Raw genomic sequence first — 3,385 nt, forward strand, 5'->3', positions numbered from 1 at the left:
GAGTTGGTGCGCATGCTCGCGCGGCCAGGCGCGGGGCGACCTGGCAGCTATCGGATCACCAGGGTGGCGCCATGAGACAGGTGACAGCGCTCCACTTTGGCGACCTGACCCCGGCGACGATCACGACGCATCCTCCCGAACTGCGCCTGGTGCCGCCGTCGTCGCTGCTGGTCGACGAAAAATATCAGCGCGGCCTGTCCGAGCGGTCGGTGCGGCTGATCCGCAAGATCGTCAGCGAATGGGACTGGCGCGCCTTCAAGCCGCCTGTCGTGGTCGATGTTGCCGGCGAGCTTCATGTCATCGACGGCCAGCACACGGCCATCGGCGCCGTCACCCATGGCGGGATCGACCTTTTGCCGGTGCTGGTCGTGGAGGCGGACGAGCAGGCGGCGCGCGCCAGCGCGTTCGTGCGGCACAACCGCGACCGCATCCAGGTCACGCCGACGCAGCTCCACAACGCCATGGTCGCGGCCGGCGACGACGACGCGGTGACAGTCGACCAGGTCTGCAAACGCGCCGGCGTGACCGTGCTGCGCAATCCGCCGGCCTTCGGAAAGTTCAAGACCGGCGACACGCTCGCCATCACGACGATCCGCGCCCTGATCAACAGGCGCCATGCCAAGGGCGCGCGCGAGGTCCTGGACATCTGCGTCAAGGCGGGCGCCGCACCGGTCACGGCGACGATGGTCAAGGCCGTGGAATACCTGCTTTTCGCGCCGGAATACAAAGGCGACCTGGAACCTGACCGGATCGTGCTGGTGCTTTCCGCCAACGCTTCGTCGATCGACCAGGATGCCGCGCGATTCGCAGCGGAACGGAAGGTGCCGCTTTGGCGCGCCATGGCTTCGGTCGTCTACATGAACCGCCGGAAGACGAGACATGGAGGCTGATCTCGTGAGCCGGCAACAATCTGAAATAGCGATGCTGCGAGAGCGCGTCCGGCAATTGGAAGATGCGCTCGTGCCGAGCGATGTGATCGTCCCGATCGAGTGGCGGCTGACCGTGCATGAGGCGCGGCTGTTCGCCTTCTTGACGACGCGGGAGCTGGCGACGAAGCAGGCGATCATGCAGGCGCTCTACTCCGACCGCGCCGGCGACGAGCCCGAAATCAAGATCGTCGACGTCTTCGTGTGCAAGCTGCGCAAGAAGCTGAAGCCTTTTGGCGTCGATGTGCAGACCGTGTGGGGCCATGGCTACCGCCTCGCCGATCGCACAACCTGGAGGGCGGCGGCATGAACGACGAATACGATCCCTATTCGCCGCGTCGTCTTCCCAAGAAGGACGGCAAGCCGAAAGGCGAGCGCAACCGCGAGGCGACGGAGGAGCTGCAGGCGGCCGAGACGACGAGCACGGCGCAGACCGTCGCGGCCGGGCAGCTGCGCACCATCATCGAGCGGCTCGAGGAAGAAAAGAAGGACGTCTCGGAAAGCATCAAGGAAGTCTATGCCGAGGCCAAGGGCACTGGCTTCGACACCAAGGCGATCCGCACGATCGTGCGGCTGCGCAAGATGGACCAGGCGGAGCGGCAGGAGGCTGAAAGCATCCTCGACCTCTACAAGGCAGCGCTGGGGATGGTGTGATGAAATACCAGCTGCTTCCCCGCCTTTCGCCGGAAGAATATGCCGCGCTGGAACGCTCGATCGTCGCGCATGGCGTGCTGGTGCCGGTGGAGTATGACGAGGAAGGCCAGATCATCGACGGGCATCACCGCGTCGAGATCTGCCAAAGCCTCGGCCTGGTCGACTGGCCGCGCTTCGTGCGCAAAGGGCTGTCGGAGGTCGACAAGCGCACGCTGTCGCGCGAGCTCAATTTCGCCCGCCGGCACCTGACCACGGCGCAGAAGCAGGCGGTGATCGCCGACCAGCTGCGCGACACGCCGTCGGTTTCCTCGCGCGCGATCGCGGCGATGCTGGGCGTCGATGACAAGACGGTGTCGGCCGTGCGGCGCAAGCTGGTCGCAACTGCGGAAATTCCGCAGTTCGACGAAACGACCGGCAGGGACGGCAAGGACAGGCCGGCGTCGAAGCCGATCAAGACCGCCTTCGTGCCCGACCAGCCCAATGTCGGCGAATACATGAAGGGCGCGAAGATCATCCGCGCCGAAAAGCAGAAACTGTCGCACACGGTGCGGCTGGCGCATATGGAGATGGTCGCCAAGGCAGGCCAGGCGAGCGCGCCGATCTGGTGGAAGGACGGCGCCAGCGGCCCGACCTACCCGGTGATCTATGCCGACCCGCCGTGGAAATTCCTCGTCCATTCGGAAGCGACCGGCCGCGAGAAGAGCGCGGAAAACCATTACCCGACCATGGACCTGGAAGAGATCATGGCGCTCGGCTGCCCCGCCGCGCCGGACGCGGTGCTGTTCCTGTGGGTGACGGACCTAGCCAACGGGCTGGCGATCATGGCCACCTGGGGGTTCGCCTTCAAGAGTTTCTGGGGCTGGAAGAAGGTCTATGCCGGCAAGCAGCTCGGCACCGGCTACTGGTCGTTCGACAATCTCGAGCTGCTGCTCATCGGCACGCGCGGCAACGTGCCGGCGCCGCTGCCCGGCACCCAGCCGCAGAAATGCACCGAGCACGCCGTGGGCGCGCACAGCGCCAAGCCCGATTGGTACGCCGAGCAGATCGAGCGGCTCTATCCCGGCGTGCCGAAGCTGGAGATGTTCTGCCGCAAGCCGCGGCCCGGATGGCAGGCGTGGGGGTATGAGGCGGGAGACGCCTCTTCCTCGCCCCTTGTGGGAGAGGATAGCAAGGCCCGGCAAGCCGCAGGCGAGCCGCTGGCCGCGCTTGGTGAGGGGTCTGCGACGCCGCAAGAGATGGCACCCTACGAGCACCCCTCACCAAGATCGCCCATCGCTTCGGCTGCGCCTCAGCGGGGCGAACTGTCCTCTCCCACAGGGGGAGAGGAAGGAACGCGCAAGCGCCGCGCCAGGAAGGCGGTGCCGGTATGAGTGCGCCCGTCCTCATCCCTGACCAGGATCCGTATCTGGACTTCCTGCGTCGCAAGATGCAGTTGGCCAAGGCCGACGGCTTCGACGTTGCGCTCGACGACATCAACCCGGCCGGCGCGCCGCATTGCCGCGCCATCGTGCGCTGGGCGATGAGAGGGGGCTGCCGCGCGATCTTCGCCTCCTTCGGCCTGCACAAGACATTCATGCAGATCGAGCTGATGCGCCTGGTCGGCAAGTTCGTGCCGGGCCTGCGCCTGATCGTTATCCCGCTCGGCGTCCGGCATGAGTTCTTCGCCGAGGCGGAAGAGCGGTTCCATGGTGCTTTCGGCGTGACGTTGAAGTTCATCCGCTCCGATGCCGAGATCGAAGGCGACGACGTCGTTTACCTGACCAATTACGAGAGCGTGCTGGCCGGCAAGGTCGACGCCTCGCGCT

Annotated in this window: 4 protein-coding genes and 1 pseudogene; all 5 read left to right on the plus strand. The window is 65.8% G+C overall.

The genetic code is table 11. The features are described from left to right. Positions 1-71: 71 nt before the first annotated feature. Positions 72-890: a DUF6551 family protein gene (locus EOA28_RS29525; protein WP_245501623.1), complete on the plus strand. Its 819-nt coding sequence runs from the start codon at positions 72-74 to the stop codon at positions 888-890. A gap of 31 nt (positions 891-921) precedes the next feature. After that, positions 922-1,236, plus strand: a complete 315-nt coding sequence (locus EOA28_RS29530) for a helix-turn-helix domain-containing protein (RefSeq protein WP_245501624.1) — start codon at positions 922-924, stop codon at positions 1,234-1,236. 89 nt (positions 1,237-1,325) lie between these two features. Next, complete coding sequence (locus EOA28_RS29535; protein ID WP_245501625.1) at positions 1,326-1,580, plus strand: DUF2312 domain-containing protein; 255 nt, start codon at positions 1,326-1,328, stop codon at positions 1,578-1,580. Beyond that, the gene (locus EOA28_RS29540; RefSeq protein ID WP_128315567.1) at positions 1,580-2,950 is read left to right on the plus strand and encodes an MT-A70 family methyltransferase; all 1,371 of its coding nucleotides are present in this window, start codon (positions 1,580-1,582) and stop codon (positions 2,948-2,950) included. The genes EOA28_RS29535 and EOA28_RS29540 overlap by 1 nt, the downstream gene beginning before the upstream one ends. Continuing rightward, positions 2,947-3,385 (plus strand): annotated as a pseudogene (locus tag EOA28_RS29545) (DNA methylase N-4); the annotation flags it as partial. The gene EOA28_RS29540 and the pseudogene EOA28_RS29545, both read left to right, overlap by 4 nt.

Origin of the sequence: Mesorhizobium sp. M2A.F.Ca.ET.067.02.1.1, from assembly GCF_004023285.1 — a bacterium.
GTDB lineage: Bacteria > Pseudomonadota > Alphaproteobacteria > Rhizobiales > Rhizobiaceae > Mesorhizobium.